The organism is Paenibacillus sp. FSL R7-0210 (assembly GCF_038009085.1).
Lineage (GTDB): Bacteria > Bacillota > Bacilli > Paenibacillales > Paenibacillaceae > Paenibacillus_AQ > Paenibacillus_AQ silagei.
Genome location: NZ_JBBPAR010000001.1, coordinates 951345 through 970119 on the forward strand (window position 1 = coordinate 951345; position 18775 = coordinate 970119).

Genomic DNA, 18775 nt, shown 5'->3' on the forward strand with positions numbered 1-18775 from the left:
GTACAGGATATAGCGGATGGAGAATGGTTCACTCGATACGCCGGAGCGGAATCATAAAGGAGACGGTGGTTCCAAAGCCGGGACGGCTCTGAATGGACAAGCCTTGCCCATAGCGTTCAATCAGCCTCCGGTTCGTATTCCATATCCCGATACCGGAGCTCTTGTCTTTATGCTTCATCAGCAGGCGGTTAATGTGCGCCTGCTCCATGCCTCTGCCATTGTCTTGCACCGCAAGCCGGACATGCTCCTCCTCCTCTTCAATGCGGATAGTAAGTAGGCCTCCCTCTATAAGACTGAGCAGCCCGTGACGGACAGCATTCTCTACCAGCGGCTGCAAGATCAGCGGGGGAACCCGCAGCAGTCCGGTATAATTCCGTTCCCACTTGACCTCCAGCCGTTCGCCGAACCGCACCTTCTCGATATATAAATAGGCCTCCACTAACGATAGCTCCTGCTTCAAATGAATCAGTGTACCGGTATTCATCAGGTCGAAGCTTGAGCGCAGGTAGGAGGAGAAGGCTTCAATCAGCTGCTGCATCTGGCAGAGATCAATGGTACTGAGCGTGGCGATGGAGTTCAGGGCATTGAAAAGGAAATGAGGGCGGATCTGCGCCTGGAGGTAAGCCATCTCCAGCCGCAGGCTGTGAGCGACGGTCTGCTTCAGCCGCGCCAGCCCGGTAACCCGGTATTTCAATTCCAGGCTGTCTACCGGCTTAGTCACATAATCATTAGCCCCCTGCTGAAATCCGTAGTAGATCTCCTCACGCATAGCACGTGCCGTCAGCAGCAGCACCGGTAACTCTGACACCGGATAACGCTCCCTTACCCGGCGGGTAAGCTCATAGCCGGACATGCCGGGCATCATCACATCGGTAATCAGCAGATCCCATGATTCCTCCTCCAGCCGAATCAGGGCTTCCTCCCCGCTTAACACAGAGGTCAACTGATAGATATCCTCATGCAAAATGGTCGCGAGCACCCGGAGATTAACCGGGTCATCGTCAACAGCCAGTATCTTCAGTTCGGCTCCCTCCGTATCCAAGCCGGAGGGGGACGGAGGCACTCCCGCAAGGAATGGCTCTTCGTCCTTATTGCGCACATGGACACTCCGGCCGGTGTATGCAGCGCCCGGCGCTTCCACTGCTTCCATCCTGCCGAACTGCTCATCCGTGAAAAAGGCTTCGTCAGCCAGCTGCAGGGTGAAGCGGAAGACCGAGCCTTCCCCAAGCCTGGACTCCACGGTCAGCCTTCCCCCGTGCAGCTCCACCAGCTGCCGGGTAATGCCGAGGCCCAGACCCAGGCCACCACGGTCCTGTCCGCCTGCCTGTTCATAAGGAAGGAAGATACGCGCGAGCGCTTCTTCCTCCATCCCCGCACCTGTGTCAGCCACGCTGATCAGCAGCTTCCCGTCCGCTTCTTCGGCAGTCACAAGGATACTTCCCTGCTCGGTCCATTTCACGGCATTATGTATCAGGTTGAAGAGAATCTGGATCAGCCGCTTCTCATCGGCCCATACACGCGGCAGCGATGCGGATACGCTTACATGAAGCGTCAGGTTCTTGCCGTCCGTTAAGTAACGGAGCATATCCGCAGCCCCGGCTGCGATGGTATGGACGGACAGCGGGGCAGGATGAAGGACCATCCGGTTCTCCCGCAACAGGGTGAGATCGAGCAGATCATCCAACAGCTGGGACATTTGCCGCCCGATGCGTACCAGTAGCTCCAGGTCTCCGGCTTCTTCATCCGGGGAGGCTGCCCGCTTCTTGTCGTATTCCGACTGGGCAATGCTCATCATGCCGTGCAGCGGTGTCCTCAGCTCATGCGAGGTATTCATCAGGAACCGGTCCTTCTGCTTGTCCGCTTGCAGCAGCTGTTCATAGAGCTGCCTGTTCTCATTGGACCGCCGGATATACTGTTTCAGGGCATAGGCAGAGAATCCAGCGATAGCAGCCAGAATATCTATGGAGTAGAACGGCAGATTCTTCCGGTAACTATTCACCGTGGTTCCCCAGATCACCCCGGATACAATCGAAGAGCCGATGAAGGTAAGGAACCCGACGTCTTTTTTTTGCTTATAGACCATAATTCCGAATAGCACAAACATCCAGCAGGGGGGGATCATATACAGGAGGCTGAAATAAATAGTGGCATTGGACAGAACGATATGAATCGGAAGGAAGCAAAGGCAAAGTGTATAGAGCAGAAGAAGCAAGCTGTACACCTTGAAGGCCCGGCTGACTGCCTGGGCACTGTAGAATTTGTAGGTAAGCAGCAGCATGAAAAAGACCATCCATACATAAGACAGCAGCTTGACCTTGATTCCCCAAGTATAGTTCAGCGGCAGCACAAGGAACAGCAGGACGTCATTATCCGCTGCGATGGAGACGGCTATGATGATCAGCATAAGCGCAAATAAGAGCAGAGACGGGTGTTCTTTGTCAAGCAGGTACAGAATACAGACATACAGCGCGTGCAGAAGAAGGATGATGATCGTAGCTAACTGAAAAGAGGTAGAGTACCAGCGCTCCTTCTGAACCATAGACTGGGCGCCGAAACGGATGGAATAGGAAATGCCTGCCTTCTCCCCATGCTCATAATTGGCAGTCTGGATCAGGACAAGCATGTCCTTCGTCCCTTCCGGGGGGAGGTAGTGAACGGCATAGGGAACGGCCATGGGATAGTACAGCTCCTTGCGCGCTGCGGGTTGACCCATAGCCTGAAGGGGGCGGCCGTTAATCTCGATCCGGGAAGAAGCCTGGATCTGCTGGACCCAGAAGCTGTAGGGCTCATCCAGCGGCTGATCGACCAGAATATGCAGGGCATAGGTACCATAGCCCAGGGAGGAACCGGACATGGCCCCCTTCCAGTTGCCGGGTACCTGAACAGGGACAGCATCTCCGGCAGTGCCGGAGCGGATATCACTTTCGCTTACCAGACGGTTAGGATAGAAGTCCCATGTCCCGTCAAGGGCAAGCGAATGGGCATGCTTGAAGGTCCAGCCCCGTAAATCAAGTACGCCCGCCGCCGCGCCGGGCTGCTCCGGCAACGCAAAGATCTGCTGCCATGCCCGTTGCATACCCAATAGCAGAGTCATATATATCACGATTAATGTCAGATGCTTCATGTAATATTTGGAATTTTTATTCATCATTCAGTAAGAATTCGACAAACCAGAGTCAGAACCTCTAAAAAAATTAAATAAATTCTGTGACGATTCGAAGGGACTTCTGTGAATGATCCTGGCGGCTAGTGTCAGAATCAGACTCGTTCTTTTGTCCTGCTTTCCAGGCGGGCCAATAGTGCTGTTTGCACAGCCCTTTCGCATAGTGTCTTCTGTTGCAGTTGTCCATAGTGCATTTTCTTTCATTGATGGCTCTGAGTCTTCCCATGTATGCATCCCTCCATAACGGTTCGTTTCAAGTCAAGCCCCATTATAGTGAACCCCCATAGACAAGAACTGAACAAAAATGGAATTTAAATTCCATTGAATTCTTAATCGTATTTAACCTCCGGTCTGCATATAAATGATGTACCAAGTCCGACAAAACCACTAAATGAAAACCATTAGTTAAAGGAGGGGAGCTTTTGCCCACAGAAGCTGCAACCTTACGTGAGCAAATTCTGAAGCTGACAGGAGAATATTACGACATTCGTTGGCCCGGCCGGTCCTTCGTACCTGGACGCGATTACGTGCCGGTAAGCGGCAAGGTGTTCGATGGCGAAGAATTGATGAGTCTGGTGGATGCTTCACTTGATTTCCACCTGACAGCGGGCAGATATACTGGCGAGTTCGAGCGCAGGTTCTCCCAGATTATGGAGAGAAAGCATACCCTGCTGGTTAACTCGGGTTCGAGTGCGAATCTGCTTGCTGTCGCAGCACTTACCTCGCCGCTGCTCGGCGAACGCCGGCTGCGTCCGGGCGATGAGGTGATCACCGTTGCCGCCGGATTTCCGACCACGGTCAATCCGCTGATACAGCATGGACTTATTCCAGTATTCGTCGATGTGGAGCTGCCCACCTACAATATAAATACAGCTCAGCTGGACGCCGCGCTCAGCCCCCGTACCAAAGCGGTCATGCTGGCGCACACACTGGGCAATCCCTTCGATCTGGCCAGTGTTAAGGCATTCACGGACCGGCATGGACTGTGGCTGATTGAGGATACCTGCGATGCTGTCGGATCACTGTATGAAGGCCGGCCGGCAGGTTCCTTCGGCGATCTGGCCACGGTCAGCTTCTTCCCTGCCCATCATTTGACCATGGGCGAGGGCGGTGCGGTACTCACCTCCGGTGCCAGGCTCAAAAAAATTGTCGAATCGCTCCGTGACTGGGGCAGGGACTGCTGGTGCCAGCCGGGAACCGACAATACCTGCGGCAAGCGGTTTGACTGGACTAAGGGAGACCTGCCTGCCGGATACGACCACAAATATACGTATAGCCACATTGGCTACAATCTGAAGGCTACCGATATGCAGGCTGCCATCGGAGTCTCCCAACTGGAGAAGCTGGAAGGGTTCCATGCTGCACGCAGACGTAACTTTGACTATTTGAAGGCAGCGCTGAAGCCTGCGGAGGAATGGCTTATTCTTCCACAGGCGACGCCGCGCAGTGATCCGAGCTGGTTCGGCTTCCCGCTGACCGTGAGGGAGGATGCGCCCCTCACGCGCAATGAAATCGTGCGCAGGCTGGAGAAGGCGCGGGTTGGCACCCGGCTCTTGTTCGCCGGGAATCTGCTCAAGCAGCCTGCCTACTCCGGTGTGGCGCACCGTGTCGCCGCGCCGCTCATTCAGACGGACAGGATCATGAACGATACGTTCTGGGTGGGAATCTATCCGGGACTTTCGACAGAGATGCTCGATTATACTGCCGAGGTATTGCTGGGCTTGCTGAAAGGTAAGGAGGTAACAAGATGAAGGTAGTCATTCTGGCCGGGGGCTACGGGACCCGGATCAGTGAAGAGACCGATGTGAAGCCCAAGCCGATGATTGAGATCGGCGACAAGCCGCTGCTGGTGCATATTATGGAGAATTATGCTGCTTACGGCTTCGATGATTTTGTCATTTGCCTGGGATATTTGGGGCATGTCATTAAACAATATTTCTCCGACTTCTATCTCCAGAGCTCGGATATTTCTTTCGATTTCGGTAATGGCAACCAGATCACCCGCCATAACCGTCAGCTGCGAAACTGGAAGGTAACGCTCGCGGACACAGGCAAAGAAGCGATGACTGGCGGAAGAATCCGGCAAGTCCAGAAATACATCGGAAATGAACCGTTCATGCTGACCTATGGGGATGGTGTTGCGGATATTAATATACAGCAGTTACTGGACTTCCATCGCTCTCACGGGAAGCTGGCGACTGTGACTGCTGTTCAGCCGTCGGGCCGTTTCGGTGCGCTGGACCTAGCAGAGGATACCAAGGTAACCGGATTCGTAGAGAAGCCCAAAGGGGACGAAGGATGGGTGAACGGCGGCTTCTTCGTACTAGAGCCCGAGGTATTCTCTCTAATCGAAAGTGACAGCACCGTCTGGGAGCAGGAGCCGCTCCGGGAGCTGGCAGCGCGGGATGAGCTAAGGGCTTACAAGCATCACGGGTTCTGGCAGCCGATGGATACACTCCGCGACAAGCGTTATCTGGAGGAGCTGTGGCGGGAGGGAGGACTCCCGTGGATGAGAACGAACTGACAGCGGCGAGATTCTGGAAGGGGCGGCGTGTCTTCGTAACCGGACACACCGGCTTCAAGGGAAGCTGGCTCACCCGGTGGCTGACGATGCTGGGCGCAAGCGTCAGCGGTTATGCCTGGGACCGGGATGAGTATAAGCTCTTCCCGCTGATCGGAGCTGCGCCTGAGGTCCATACGGTCTGGGGGGATGTACGGAACCGGCAGCGCCTGGATGCAGCGCTGCGGGAAGCGGCCCCGGAGGTGGTATTCCATCTGGCTGCCCAGCCGCTGGTCCGCACCTCTTACCAGTTCCCGGCCGATACCTTCGAGGTGAATGTGATGGGAACAGTGAATCTGCTGGAGGCGGTCGCAAGCTCGGTTGATTCCGGGATCCCTGTTAAAGCTGTCGTTAACGTTACGACGGATAAGTGCTATGACAACCGTGAATGGATCTGGGGTTACCGCGAGACCGATCCGCTGGGCGGCTATGACCCTTACTCTTCCAGCAAGGCGTGTTCCGAGCTGGTGACGCAGGCTTACCGCAACAGCTACTTCCATCCGGCGCGTTATGCCGAGCATGGCGTGGCTGTCGCTACCGCCAGGGCGGGGAATGTCATCGGGGGCGGCGATGATTCCCAGGACCGGCTGGTGCCGGACTGCCTGCGGTCATTCGCCGCTGGCTTGAGGCCGCTGCTGCGCAGCCCGGCGGCGACGCGACCCTGGCAGCATGTGCTTGAGCCGCTTAGCGGCTATCTGCTGCTGGCCGAGAAGCTGGTGCAGGAGGGGGCGGAGTATGCTGCCGCCTGGAATTTCGGCCCTGAGGAGCAGAGCGTTCACAGTGTCGAGAAGGTGGCCGTCCGGCTAGCAGCGCTCTGGGGAGAGGGAGCGGGTATTGATATCGCTGGTATCTCCGGGCTGCATGAGGCTGGTGAACTGCAGCTTGACAGCACCAAGGCCCGCCGCCTGCTGGGCTGGCGCTCCCGCTGGAGTGTTGAGCAGGCTCTGCAGAAGACGTTGGAATGGCAGAGAGCGCTGGATGCAGGGCAGGATATGCGGAACATCAGCGAGCAGCAGATTCGCGAATATATGACACAGAACCTATAGGAGGGCACTAATGATTACTATCAGTCTATGTATGATTGTGCGCGATGAAGAGAACGGCCTGGGCCGGTGCCTGGATGGTGTGAAGGATATTGCGGACGAAATCGTCATTGTCGACACAGGCTCCACGGACCGGACCAAGGAGATTGCTGCGGAATATGGTGCAGTGATTTATGATTTTGAATGGATTGACGATTTCGCGGCAGCACGCAACGAAGCCTTCAGCAAGGCGACTAAGGATTATATTCTGTGGCTGGATGCAGATGATACCATTGAGGAAATCGACCGGGTGCGCTTCAAAAAGCTGAAGGAGACATTATCTCCGCAGTACCAGTCTGTGACTATGCCCTACAATCTGGCCTTCGACAGCGAGGGCAAAGTAACCTCAAGCCTGAGACGCAACCGGCTGGTCCGCCGGGACTGCGGCTTCCAGTGGATCGGACCGGTGCATGAGTATTTGGCGGTTGCCGGCAATACCATAGATAGCGATGTCTGTATTACTCATAAGAAGGATAAGGTTCATACGGACCGCAACCTGCGAATCTACCGTGGGCGTCTGGCCAAGGGCGAGGAGTTCTCGCCGCGTGATCTCTACTACTTCGCGAACGAGCTCCGAGATCATGCGATCCATGAAGAAGCGCTGGAATATTACGAGAAGTTCCTGCAGACCGGCCAGGGCTGGGTTGAGGATAACTATCAGGCCTGCCTGAAGATGGCGGAATGCCACGGGCATCTGAACAACAAGTCCGGGAAAATGAGCGCGCTGTATCGTACCCTGAACTATGATATCCCCCGTTCCGAATTCTGCTGCCGCCTGGGAAGTGAATTCGTAGAAGCTGGAGAGTTCGGGCGGGCAATCTACTGGTTCGAACAGGCGATTACGCTGCCGCGAAGATCTACCCTGGGACTTCAGGATATGACCTCTACCACCTGGGTGCCACATCTGCAATTGTGCGTATGCTATGACCGCCTGGGTCAGTACATGAAGGCTAATTATCATAATGAGACAGCACTATTCTATTATCCTACACACCCAAGTATGCTGCATAACCGGAAATATTATAAAGAACTCCTGGGTGATTCCTTCAGCGAATTATTTAAAGTCTCTTAAGCAGGTAATCTGCTGCTTCCAAGGCAGCATAATAGACAGGCAACGTTCTCCGGAACGGGCCTGTCTATTTATTTTGCGGGACGATAATTAGATAAATAGGTATTTTTACACATTTATTGCGAGGCACATGAATACCATTAAAGTAAATAAGTCCACCTAAAATAAAGGAGTGATGTTATGGTACGCCATTACACCCAACTGGAAATCATTAATTTATCGAAATTGCCTCCGACCACAGTGAAGAGATGGCTGGAATATTTCTCTTACTTCGTCCCGGGGACCCGCCAAGGAGATCAGGTGCTCTATCCCTATGAAACTCTGAAACTGTTAAAACGAATCAGTGAGCTGCGCATGGAACGCTATCATCTAAGCACCATTGTGCGCCTGCTGATCGAGGAGGGATTCCCGATGTACAGTAAAAGTGAACAAGAGCTTCCCGTACCAGAGCGAACGGAAAACCGTATGGACGAGGCCCCGGAGCCGGACAGACAGCAGCAGCTTGTGGCCTCGCTCTCCTCCCTGGCCAATGAGCTGATCCGGATTGCGGATCATCTCAATCACTGGAAGGTTCAATAGGCTGCACAAACTTGGGATAATTCTGCGAGCGGCTCCCTTCATGATCAGGGCTTGTCCATTTCTAGCCGCGAGAAAGAATGACGGTTGCCCGCTATTCTTCATCTTCCTCAATTTCAGTAGTTAGTTCTTCTTCCAGCAATCGCGCCGACAAGGCACCAGAGTCACTCAGCAAACGCAGAATCCGGTCCATCTTGCTGAGACTAAGCCACTGGCCCTTGGTAATCTCTTCGAGCAATCTGGCGGTTGTATTATTCAACTGGATCATGTTGACAAAGTTCATATTTCCGGGATTAGACAGCACGAAGGCCTGCATCGCTTCTGCTTCTGCGTTGATAATGTGAGACAAAGACATCTCGTTGATTGCGATAGAGGTGAGCAGGAGAGAGATGCTTTCCTCCCGCGTAAGCGAGATATCGGGAGTTATATTGGGGATGTGGGGCATTGACATGCAGATCTCCTCCAAAACGTGAAAGGTTGCTTTGCGCTTAATTATCTAGTCATAGCTATGTATACTTCAGGCACAGATTGTCCTATTCCTGTTATTCTCTGAAATCCGCCAAATCCGATATACCTGGGACAAATGGTGATAGGGACAAGTCAAAAGCACATATATATAACAGTAACTAAATCAAAGCAGGCAGCGGGGGGGATGAAGCGATGCTACAGCGGGAACGGTTGATCAAAGCGATTATTCTGGCTGCGGCGCTGGAGGAAGAAGCGGTCTCGGCTCTGATCGCGGTTGAAATCCGCAAGCTGGAATATATGTATGATGATGAATACGGCTGGGAAGAAGAATTAGAGATGGGGGGGCTTGACGCCCTGCAGGAGGCGGTGGCCAGAATCATCACGGCCCTGGCCCAGCATCAGGCCATGATCTGCCGGACGCTGGAAACCAGCAGACGGCTGGTGCGAGAGGTAAATGGGTATGAAGGCTGAAGCCCGGAAATCGGAGGATGAGCTATTGGTAGAGGCGATTCATAAAACAATGGGACAGATGGAGCAGCTGAAGCAGGCTTGTCTGCGGCTCTCGGTCAATGCGGATGACGAGCTGGCGCTGTTCATGCGCGAGACAGAACGGCTGCTTGAACGAGCTCAGTCCACAGGCCGGGAGGCTGAGAGGCAAGAACCGGAGCATCGGGAGCAGGTATCCACCGTTATCAAGCAGACAATCCGTCCTGCAGATGCCTATGTATCCGGGGGCAAATATCTCTATAATACGGGTAAGTCCGTCCGGTTCATCCAGCGGCGCTCCGCGCAGGCCACGCGCAAGCGGACGTCCCATAAGAAGCGAGGACGGACAGTAGGAGTGCGCGCAGCCAGCGAACGCAAGCGGCAGCAGCGGCAACAGCTGAAGCCTGCTATCCAGCCGCAGCAGCCAAAGAGGGTAGTGGAGCCGCAGCAGCCGAAGAAGGCAGCGGAGTGGCAGCAGCCAAAGAAGGCAGCGGAGTGGCAGCAGCCGAAGAAAGCGTCGGAGCGGCAGCAGCCGAAGAAGACGGCGGAACGGCAGCAGCCGAAGAAGTCGGTGGAACGGCAGCAGCCGAAGAGTACGCAATCTATGAATAGCCAGCCGTCCGTTGACTATCAGGGGATCAGAATCTCGTCCAACCTGAAGTACTCCCTATAAGGTGCTTTTTATTCTACGATCAACATCAGCCCTCGCCGGGCAGCTGCCATACTCCCGCTTCGGGATCATAGGCATTCACCACTCTGGCGGGATTGCCCGCCGCGATGCAGTAATCCGGCAAATCCCGGGTTACCACACTGTTAGGTGTAACCCGGCAGCCCTTGCCAATCGTTACGTTACCCACAACGACGCAGTGGGCACCAAGCTCGCTGCCTGCACCGATCCTCACCTGATGGCTGGCAGTGGTGATCCACTGGTCGCGAATGGGAATGCCGATCTGGCGGTACTGATGGTTAGTGTCGGCAATATAGACATCTGGCCCGACGATGACATTATCTTCCAGAGTCACGCTGTTCGCAGCGGTAATGATCAGATTGCGGCTGCAGCTGCAGCCGTCTCCGATCGAAATGGCCGGCGGTTCTTCCTTACCGGGATGAACTACCGTGAACCAGCTATTCTCCTGAATAAGCACATTGCGACCGATAGCGACTTTCTCCGGACAGTTGATATCGGTCTTAAGCACAATCAGACTGCCGGGTCCGAAGGTACTGAAGCGTTGTTGAAATTCCGGGCTGATACCTTCCATGCACTGATGCCTCCTTATAATGGACCGGACAAGCCTGCTGCTGCGGCCTGCCCGGCGGCTATGTAGCCTCAGATATTTAGATGCTTAACCTGAATCTTGTGCAGCCGTTCATGCAGTTCTGGATAATAGGATTCATCCTGGTAAGCTGCAACAAAAATCTGCGGGAAATCTTCGGGCTGCAACTGCTGAAGATTCTTCTCCAGCATGTAGTTGTACCACCAGAGCAAGAAGGTATGGGAGATTTGCTTCTTCTCGGCTGCCAATACGGCTGCCTCCAATCCGTTATCCAGGAAGTAATGAAGAATCCCAAGGTATGATTGAATGAATGTCCGTGCGAAGCTGTAACCTCCTGCAATCTTGTCGCTGCTGGTCAGCAGCTTGCGGTGATACACACAATAATCCGGAGAAATCTCTAGAATAGAGAGCTCCAGATAGACCTGGATAAGATTCGAATCGATGAAAAGCTCAGGCGTGGCAATCTGTTCGAATTCCTTCCTGCGCATAATGATTCCCGACAGAAATGTACTATAGATCGAGACCTGCTCAACATACTTGCTGATCCCCGAGCCCCGGTTCATCACTCCGGTGTTACTAAGGATATCTAGGAAGAGCAGGCTACAGTTCCGGTTCTGTTCGATCAGGTTATACAAGGCTTCGACGGAGCCGGGGAGCCAGTAATCATCGCCGCCGTGAAGCTTGATGAATTCGCCCTTGGCATAGCCTGCACATTTCAGGGTATTGCGGTCAGTTCCTTCATTAAGTTCATTGCGGTAGTAGTGAAGGTTAGGATAGCTGGCCTGATACTTCCGCACCAGCTCTTCCGTGTGATCTGTGGAGCCATCATCTGATACGATGATTTCGAAATCTTCCTGTCTGGCATTCTGACTGTAAATACTCTTCAGGCAAAGGTCGAGCTCTTGTTCGCAGTTATAGGCAGGGATACAAATACTTATAAGCGGTTGCGGAACAGTCTCTATTGCGTGACGCTCAGCTTCCTCGCTGGGCAATCCGTTAGTCTTCAGCCACTTCCTGGAGTCGGGATCAAATTGCTTGATTACTCTGGCAGGTGTACCCGCAGCTACGCAGTAGTCAGGAATTACCGTGCCGGATACAACGACTGACCCCGCGCCTATGACACAGCCCTTACCGATGGATACCTCCCCGGCTATAACGGTGTTGGCGCCAATCCAGCTCCCAGCACCGATGGTTACGGTATGGCTCCAGGAAGTCACCCCCTGCTTCATGACGGGGAGATGAATATTCTCATAAGCAGGATTGTGATCGGATATATGCACATTAGGTGATATGGCGACCTGGGCGCCAATAATTAACCGGTTGACTGCCGACAGGCTGCACCGGCGTCCGATCTCGCTTCCTGCACCAATCTGGATACGCGGTTCGCTGACAATATTATTATAGGGGAGCGAAAGAGAACAATCTGCCTGCAGCTTGACTTCATTGCCCAGAGCAATTCCGGCCGTACCTGACAATTCGCAGGATGGATGAATGCTGCAGCCGCTGCCGAGCCGGTGGAACCGGTGCTGGCCATGGTGTTTGCCATAGCCGTAATATTCAAGGAAAATGTGCCGGGCCTTCTCCATAGCAGTGCTTCGGTCCGGGATACCGCAGTTATGCAGACACCAGGGCAGAAGCTGCTTGGGAACACCTACTTCATAGCCGCTGCTGATGAATTCCTGACTGTGTGAAGCGTCATAGAAGTGTGAGCCGGTGAACAAATCCTTGCGCCAGGGGAGGTCGTACTGTGTTGCCATCAGCAGTCCGCTGAGCGTCTCCACCGCTTCATATTCATCCACCGGCTGCATCAATTCAAGAGGCTGAAGTGCGCCTGTATAGCTATCAATCACTTTACCGAACTTCTGTGATGCGTCCTGCCATATACCGGAAGACGGAAGCGTCTTAGCGCCGACGGTTCCTAACATGCCGAGTGACGGATAACGGGAGAACAGCCGGACGATGTCTTCAAGAAATTGGGGATTCAGGATATGGACATCCTGATGAATATACACCTTATACTTGGCATCTGACTGGCGCATGGCCTGATCGTACCCCGCTGCCAGGCCGGAGGCATTCCTGACGATTTGCAGATCTACGGTGAATCCATCCGGTTTGAGTAATTGCTTAAGATTTTTCTGGCTGCGTTTCGCTAATTCCTCATTATTCACACACATGATAAAACAAATTTTACGTTCATCCATGTCGCTGACATCCTCTCCTTTGTCCTCAGTACCAGGCATCCCTGTCATTTACCGGACTTCATGGACCCGAAGTTTACGCCTTAAGATCTCTGCCTGTTCATTGTCTATATATATTCGGTTAATGGTCAAAGATCATTTTTTTTTGGCAATAGCCGTAATTACGGAGCTGATCCGATGTGCCGCCCGGCTTCGGTCATGGTATACCGGCACAGGCAGAACTGCGGATTCAATTGCAATAATGCATGTTGCCGGGATACCCATGGGTCCAGAAAATTTGTGGCTTGTACAGAATCGGCAGTACGCTCCCAATCCTTTCGGTTCAGAACAACAGGGAGAGGAGGGGACGAGGAGGACGCTGTAAGCCTGACAAATTCAGATAGTCCCTTCAGCTGTTCAGGCTGTGGAGTGCTGCGGATGAACACGGGCTGAATCAGGATGATCGCACAGTCAGGATGGGTATGCAGCACGTTCAGAAAAGGAAGAAGAGAGTTAGGCATGAAGGAGTCTCCCGGCTCATGCAGCATAATGAATTTCCCGTGCCCCCTATCCGCAGCCTGACTTGCAAGAGAACCTCCTGCTGCAAGATCTGGGTCGCTGTGATACCGGAAGCTGCGGTACAGTTGCCCATAGTGGTGCCCCACCTCTGCGGTCTCCTCGGACGAAGCGTCGTCCAGGACGCAGACCTCCATTAATCCATCATCATCCACCTGAGCATAAATTGACTCCAGACAGCGTCTTAGCTCTACAGCCTGTTTACGTACGGGTATGCAAATGGATAGCAGAGGTTCCCTGCTTCTGCGGTCCAATACCCTACGAGCCTCCGCCTCGCTATCTACCCTGATCCACTCTCCGCTAGACGGCTCATAGATGCGGCGGAATTCAGCAGGGTTGCCGGCAACAACACAGTAATCCGGCACATCCCGAAGAACTACGCTGCCTGCACCGACTACACAGCCTTTGCCAATCTTCACAGGGCCCAGAATAGAGGAGTGTGCTCCGATCCATGAGCCTTCACCGATTATTAACGTGTCAGAAGGGTTACCTCCCTTCTCCCAATCTTGCCTGGCGTCATTAATATACACATGCGGACCTGTGATCACATCGGCCTTCAATTCTACTCTACCTGTTGCCGTGATCGTCAGGAACCGGCTGCATTCACAACGGTCCCCGATCACGATACGGGGTGAGCCATTCTTGGCGGGAGAGGGGATATCCCAACGGTAACCCTCACGCACCAGCACACTAGTACCGATTGCCGTCTGTTCTGGTAACGATAACACACCGTCCGAGGCAATCCTGGAGCCTGTGCCGTAACGATATAAACGATAGTAGAGCGAGGGGGAAATCGTATGCATATGCTCCTCCTTCAATTGGGGTGAGAAGATCATTGCAGGGGTGTCTGTACTAGCTTATGAACCGGAATGGAATTCATGCAGGCAAATCCGGCCGAATGATCCGTCAGGGCCGGCATATACATATACGAGAAATCCGGTAAGTCCGGATATTCAGAATCTGCAAGAAGGAGGAGAAGACTTGCCGACGATCAGCTTGTGTATGATTGTACGCAATGAAGAGAAGAGCCTGGGACGATGCCTGTCATCGGTCGCGGATATTATGGATGAGATCGTCATCGTGGACACCGGCTCAACAGACCGTACCAAAGAGATTGCGGCCGTATATGGCGCCACAATCTATGATTTTGAGTGGATCGATGATTTCGCAGCCGCCCGCAATTATGCATTCGCCCAAGCGACCTGTGAGTATATCATGTGGCTGGATGCAGATGATGTCATTGAGGAGATCGACCGGGAGCGGTTCAAGACTCTGAAGGCTACAATGACTTCCGAATATCATGCGGTATCTATGTCTTATATTCTCATAACGGATGAACATGGGAAATCGCTCTACAGCTTCAGACGCAACCGTCTGATCAGACGCGATTGCGGGTTCAGGTGGACCGGGGCTGTTCATGAATATATTGAAGTCACCCCGCCTGTGCTTGAGAGCGACGTATGCGTTACGCATAAGAAAGACAAGGAATATACGCAGCGTAACCTTGATATCTTCCGCAAAATGATAGCCAAGGGCAAGCCGTTTACCGCCAGAGACCGGATCTATTACTCTAATGAGCTATACGATCATGGCTACTACCATGAGGCGCTGGAGAACTATGAGCGTTTCTTGTCAGAAGGTGAAGGCTGGGTCGAGGATAATATTCAGGCATGCTTGAGGTTGGCGGACAGCCATGCGGCGCTGGGGCAAAAACAGGAGCAACTGCTATCCATGTGCCGTACTTTCGACTATGATCTCCCGCGTCCGGAAACCTGCTGTAAGATAGGCTTTTATTTCATGGAATTACAACAATATGAACAGGCGGTGTACTGGTTCAAGATGGCAGCGTCCCTCCCTAAGGTCAGTGAACCGGGAACGGAGGCTTATTCCGCCGGTACATGGCTCCCGAATCTGCAGCTCTGTGTCTGCTACGATAAACTGGGAGACCACCAATACGCTGACTATTGCAATGAGGTTTCTTTCGCACACTATCCGTCAAATCCCAGTGCGATATACAACCGCGATTATTATACGAACCTGCTCGGAGGCAAGCATGTAGAGTTTAATTGCCCTGTACAAAAAGAACAAAAGGAGTTGTTCCAGTGAAGACGAGCATTATCATTCTTACCCTTAATCAGTTGTCTTTAACAGTTCAATGTCTGGAGAGCATCAAGCGAAATACTCCCGAAGAACATGAGATTATTATTGTTGACAATGGCTCAAGTGACGAAACCGTGCCATTCCTGAACAGTCATTATCCTGAACTGAAGCTGATTGAGAACAAGGAGAACCTGGGATTTGCCAAAGGCTGCAATCAAGGGGGAGAAGCGTCAGAAGGCGAAGCAGTTCTGTTCATTAACAATGATACTGTTGTTCCCCCAGGGTGGCTGGCTCCCATGCTCCATGCATTGAACAGTGACAGTGCGGTCGGCATGTCAGGACCTGTTACGAATTATATCAGCGGACATCAGCGTATTCCGGTGACTTACAGTGAACTTAAGGATATGGAGACATTCGCGGCAGAGTACTGTGAAGCAAAGCGTGGGCAGGTACAGGAGGTCCGCCGCCTGATCGGCTTCTGTCTGTTGGTCAAGCGCAGTGTTCTGGATGAGATTGGCTGGTTCGATGAACGATACGGTCTGGGGAATTACGAGGATGACGACCTGTGCCTGCGGGCGATCCAGCATGGGTATAAGCTCCTGATTGCGGAGGATTCATTCATCCACCATATCGGCCATGCCAGTATGGGGCAGACCTCTTCTTTCGATCTTCAAACGCTTTTGCAGCAGAACAAGAAGAAGGCTTTTCAGAAATGGGGTGCGGATATTCACAGCCTGATCTATAGTCCACCCGTGCGCGTATGCGTGGGAATTATTGCATCCGGCAATGAAGCCGCACTGGAAGAGACACTCGCTTCGTTTGCAGAGGTAACAGAACAAATAATTGTCGTGGACCCTTCCGGCAATGAACGCATCGCGCAAACCGCTGCCCGCTATACACGGCAGGTCTACACTGTGAAGGGGGAGCTGGACATGCGGATGTTGCGGGAATGGATCGTCCATATGGCAACGGAGCCTTACATTCTCTGGCTGCAGGAGGGTGATGTGCTCACTGCAGATGAGCGCCGGAGATTCATTGGTCTTAAGCTGTCCCTCTTTCACCAATATCAAGTGGTCTCCCTCCGCTGTGCGGAAGGTGCCCGGTATATGATCAGACAGGATAGCGGCAAGCTCTATCCAGAGGATATTGAGCAGCCAAGGCAGAGTCCATTCTTTGGTATCGTCAGCCATGCTACCATCAGCACCCGGTTAACTGCTGCAGACCGAGAGACTGCCGCGTCCAGGCAATAGAAATATAAGAAGGTGAAGAATATTTTAACAGGAGGGCAATCATGGAACAAGATCTGGTAACGGTTGCTATATTAGCTAAGGACAAGGCGCATGTACTGCCGCTCTATCTGGAACTTATAGAGCGGCAGACGTATCCTGCCTCAAGGATCAAACTGTACATTCGGACCAACAACAACAATGACCGGACTGAAGAGATCCTTAGAGAATGGGTCGAACGGGTGGGCGAGAGATACCATGAGGTGCATTTGGATACCAGTGATGTGGAAGAGCCTGTACAGGACTATGCTCCGCATGAATGGACTTATGAACGCTTAAGAGTAATCGGCAGGCTGCGCCAAGAGTCAATTGAATGGGCTAAATCGAGAAATACCCATTATTTTGTAGCAGATTGCGATAATTTCATTGCCCCGGATACGCTGGAGAGCCTGCTCTCTACGAATCTGCCGGTGGTCGGGCCACTGCTTACTGTGGCTGAGGCTCCGTTAAGTCTATATTCCAACTATCATAATATGGTGGATGAAGATGGTTACTTCAAGAGCAACGACTTGTATTTCTATTACTTATATCAGAACGTGAAAGGTCTTGTGCAGGTTGACGTCATCCATTGCACCTATGTGATGCGCCGTGACATTCTGGAGCATGTCCGGTACGGTGACGGCACCAACCGCTACGAATATGTCATTATGAGCGACGGTTTGAGAAAGGCGGGAATTCCCCAATACCTGGATAACCGCAAAAAGTACGGAATGCTGACCTTTTGGGATACCGAAGAGCAGTTCAGCGCAGTTAATCTGACTGCAGATGACTTCCAGTAGGGGAAGGAGGAATGAACCATGAAGCTAGTGCTTCTATCCGGTGGTTCCGGCACACGCTTATGGCCGCTCTCCAGCAGTATCCGGAGCAAGCAGTTCCTTCAGGTGCTGCCTGCTCCGGGAGGCGGGCGCGAGTCCATGCTTCAGCGGATCTGGCGGCAGTTGTCGGCTGCAGGCCTCGGCCATGAAGTCTATATTGCAACGTCAAGCGGACAAGAGACATTGATCCGCAAGCAACTTCGCACAGCTCCGAAGGTCATTATTGAACCGCGGCGCAGGGATACCTTTCCTGCAGTCAGTCTTGCCTCAGCCTATCTATACTCGGTGGAGAAGATATCACCCGAGGAGACGGTTATTGTGCTGCCGGTAGATGCTTACGTGAGCGACGAATTCTTCTTCAAGCTGACAGAACTGGATGAGGCGCTGCGCCACTCCGGTGCGGAAATTGCTTTGCTTGGTGCGAGGCCAGAAGGCCCGTCAGGGAAATATGGTTACATTGTTCCAGCCCTATCCGCTGTCTCTTCAGCAGGGAAGCAGGAGAATCCGGCCTATGTGCAGGTCGATTGCTTCGTGGAGAAGCCAGACAGGCAGGCGGCAGAGGCACTGCTAGAGCAGCAGGCGATGTGGAATTGCGGCATCTTCGCTTTCCGGTTATGCGATCAGCTCAACCGGCTGGAAGCAGCAGGCTTCCCAAGGGATTATGCAGAGCTGCAGAGGCAATACCACCTCCTTCCCAAGAGCAGCTTCGATGTTGAGGTGTTGGAAGGCAACAACCGTCTGATCTGTGTGCCCTATCACGACGGATGGAAGGACTTGGGGACCTGGAACACGCTCTCTGAAGAATTGGCCTCCTCCGTTCTGGGATGGGGCCACATCAGTGCGGACTCCTTGAATTGCCAGATTGTCAACGAGCTGGATATTCCGGTCATACTTGTCGGGCTGGATGATGTGATCGTAGCGGCGGGTCCCGGGGGTATTCTGGTTGCCCGTAAAGATGCAGCAGATCATCTGAAGCATTTGCTTCCAGCATCGGACCAGGAAAAACGGAAGGAATACATTCCCGGCGATTGATGCCGGTAACGCCCAAGGATTTCATATTTAGATTGTCCGACTTTATCCGACAATGTTCTATGCGGGCAGAAACCGTCATAAGGTTAAGAGGTGATGTCAATCAATGTGTAT

Annotated in this window: 16 protein-coding genes; 11 read left to right on the forward strand and 5 right to left on the reverse strand. The window is 52.9% G+C overall.

Features of this window, described 5'->3' with window-relative positions; genetic code table 11:
* Positions 1-28: 28 nt before the first annotated feature.
* On the reverse strand, positions 29-3151 hold the full coding sequence (locus MKY64_RS04140) for a hybrid sensor histidine kinase/response regulator (RefSeq protein WP_340951071.1): 3123 nt from the start codon (positions 3149-3151) through the stop codon (positions 29-31).
* Between the two features lie 434 nt (positions 3152-3585).
* Here MKY64_RS04140 and rfbH point away from each other — a divergent pair, with 434 nt between their 5' ends.
* The 5 genes from rfbH to MKY64_RS04165 all read left to right on the forward strand — a co-directional run bounded on the left by rfbH (position 3586) and on the right by MKY64_RS04165 (position 8453).
* Positions 3586-4914 (forward strand): lipopolysaccharide biosynthesis protein RfbH, encoded by a 1329-nt coding sequence (gene rfbH / locus MKY64_RS04145; protein ID WP_339249947.1) that lies wholly within the window; start codon positions 3586-3588, stop codon positions 4912-4914.
* Positions 4911-5687 (forward strand): glucose-1-phosphate cytidylyltransferase, encoded by a 777-nt coding sequence (gene rfbF / locus MKY64_RS04150; protein WP_036724006.1) that lies wholly within the window; start codon positions 4911-4913, stop codon positions 5685-5687. Before rfbH ends, rfbF begins: the two co-directional genes overlap by 4 nt.
* Positions 5669-6769 carry a CDP-glucose 4,6-dehydratase gene (rfbG, locus tag MKY64_RS04155; protein ID WP_340951076.1) on the forward strand — a complete coding sequence of 367 codons (1101 nt, stop codon included), beginning with the start codon at positions 5669-5671 and terminating at the stop codon, positions 6767-6769. Before rfbF ends, rfbG begins: the two co-directional genes overlap by 19 nt.
* 10 nt (positions 6770-6779) lie before the next feature.
* Positions 6780-7877, forward strand: a complete 1098-nt coding sequence (locus tag MKY64_RS04160) for a glycosyltransferase family 2 protein (RefSeq protein WP_036724005.1) — start codon at positions 6780-6782, stop codon at positions 7875-7877.
* Positions 7878-8054: 177 nt separating this feature from the next.
* Complete coding sequence (locus tag MKY64_RS04165) at positions 8055-8453, forward strand: MerR family transcriptional regulator (RefSeq protein ID WP_036724004.1); 399 nt, start codon at positions 8055-8057, stop codon at positions 8451-8453.
* 91 nt (positions 8454-8544) lie between these two features.
* Here MKY64_RS04165 and MKY64_RS04170 read toward each other — a convergent pair whose 3' ends face one another.
* Complete coding sequence (locus MKY64_RS04170) at positions 8545-8901, reverse strand: hypothetical protein (protein WP_036724002.1); 357 nt, start codon at positions 8899-8901, stop codon at positions 8545-8547.
* A 209-nt stretch (positions 8902-9110) separates the two neighbouring features.
* Between MKY64_RS04170 and MKY64_RS04175 the strand changes: the two genes are divergently transcribed.
* Both MKY64_RS04175 and MKY64_RS04180 read left to right on the forward strand, forming a co-directional pair.
* Positions 9111-9389 (forward strand): hypothetical protein, encoded by a 279-nt coding sequence (locus tag MKY64_RS04175; protein WP_036724000.1) that lies wholly within the window; start codon positions 9111-9113, stop codon positions 9387-9389.
* Positions 9379-10077 (forward strand): hypothetical protein, encoded by a 699-nt coding sequence (locus MKY64_RS04180; protein ID WP_036723999.1) that lies wholly within the window; start codon positions 9379-9381, stop codon positions 10075-10077. The genes MKY64_RS04175 and MKY64_RS04180 overlap by 11 nt, the downstream gene beginning before the upstream one ends.
* A gap of 25 nt (positions 10078-10102) precedes the next feature.
* Here MKY64_RS04180 and MKY64_RS04185 read toward each other — a convergent pair whose 3' ends face one another.
* The 3 genes from MKY64_RS04185 to MKY64_RS04195 form a co-directional block, all read right to left on the reverse strand.
* On the reverse strand, positions 10103-10663 hold the full coding sequence (locus MKY64_RS04185) for an acyltransferase (RefSeq protein WP_340951083.1): 561 nt from the start codon (positions 10661-10663) through the stop codon (positions 10103-10105).
* 68 nt (positions 10664-10731) lie between these two features.
* Complete coding sequence (locus MKY64_RS04190) at positions 10732-12879, reverse strand: glycosyltransferase (protein WP_340951086.1); 2148 nt, start codon at positions 12877-12879, stop codon at positions 10732-10734.
* 158 nt (positions 12880-13037) lie between these two features.
* Complete coding sequence (locus tag MKY64_RS04195) at positions 13038-14234, reverse strand: glycosyltransferase (RefSeq protein ID WP_339310696.1); 1197 nt, start codon at positions 14232-14234, stop codon at positions 13038-13040.
* Between the two features lie 178 nt (positions 14235-14412).
* Between MKY64_RS04195 and MKY64_RS04200 the strand changes: the two genes are divergently transcribed.
* From MKY64_RS04200 to MKY64_RS04215, 4 genes are read left to right on the forward strand one after another with little or no spacing between them, the layout of a single operon-like run.
* Complete coding sequence (locus MKY64_RS04200; RefSeq protein WP_200869524.1) at positions 14413-15537, forward strand: glycosyltransferase family 2 protein; 1125 nt, start codon at positions 14413-14415, stop codon at positions 15535-15537.
* On the forward strand, positions 15534-16781 hold the full coding sequence (locus MKY64_RS04205; RefSeq protein WP_051477914.1) for a glycosyltransferase family 2 protein: 1248 nt from the start codon (positions 15534-15536) through the stop codon (positions 16779-16781). Before MKY64_RS04200 ends, MKY64_RS04205 begins: the two co-directional genes overlap by 4 nt.
* A gap of 41 nt (positions 16782-16822) precedes the next feature.
* On the forward strand, positions 16823-17596 hold the full coding sequence (locus MKY64_RS04210) for a glycosyltransferase family 2 protein (protein ID WP_051477913.1): 774 nt from the start codon (positions 16823-16825) through the stop codon (positions 17594-17596).
* An 18-nt stretch (positions 17597-17614) separates the two neighbouring features.
* Positions 17615-18664 (forward strand): sugar phosphate nucleotidyltransferase, encoded by a 1050-nt coding sequence (locus tag MKY64_RS04215; protein ID WP_051477912.1) that lies wholly within the window; start codon positions 17615-17617, stop codon positions 18662-18664.
* The last annotated feature ends 111 nt before the right edge of the window (positions 18665-18775 follow it).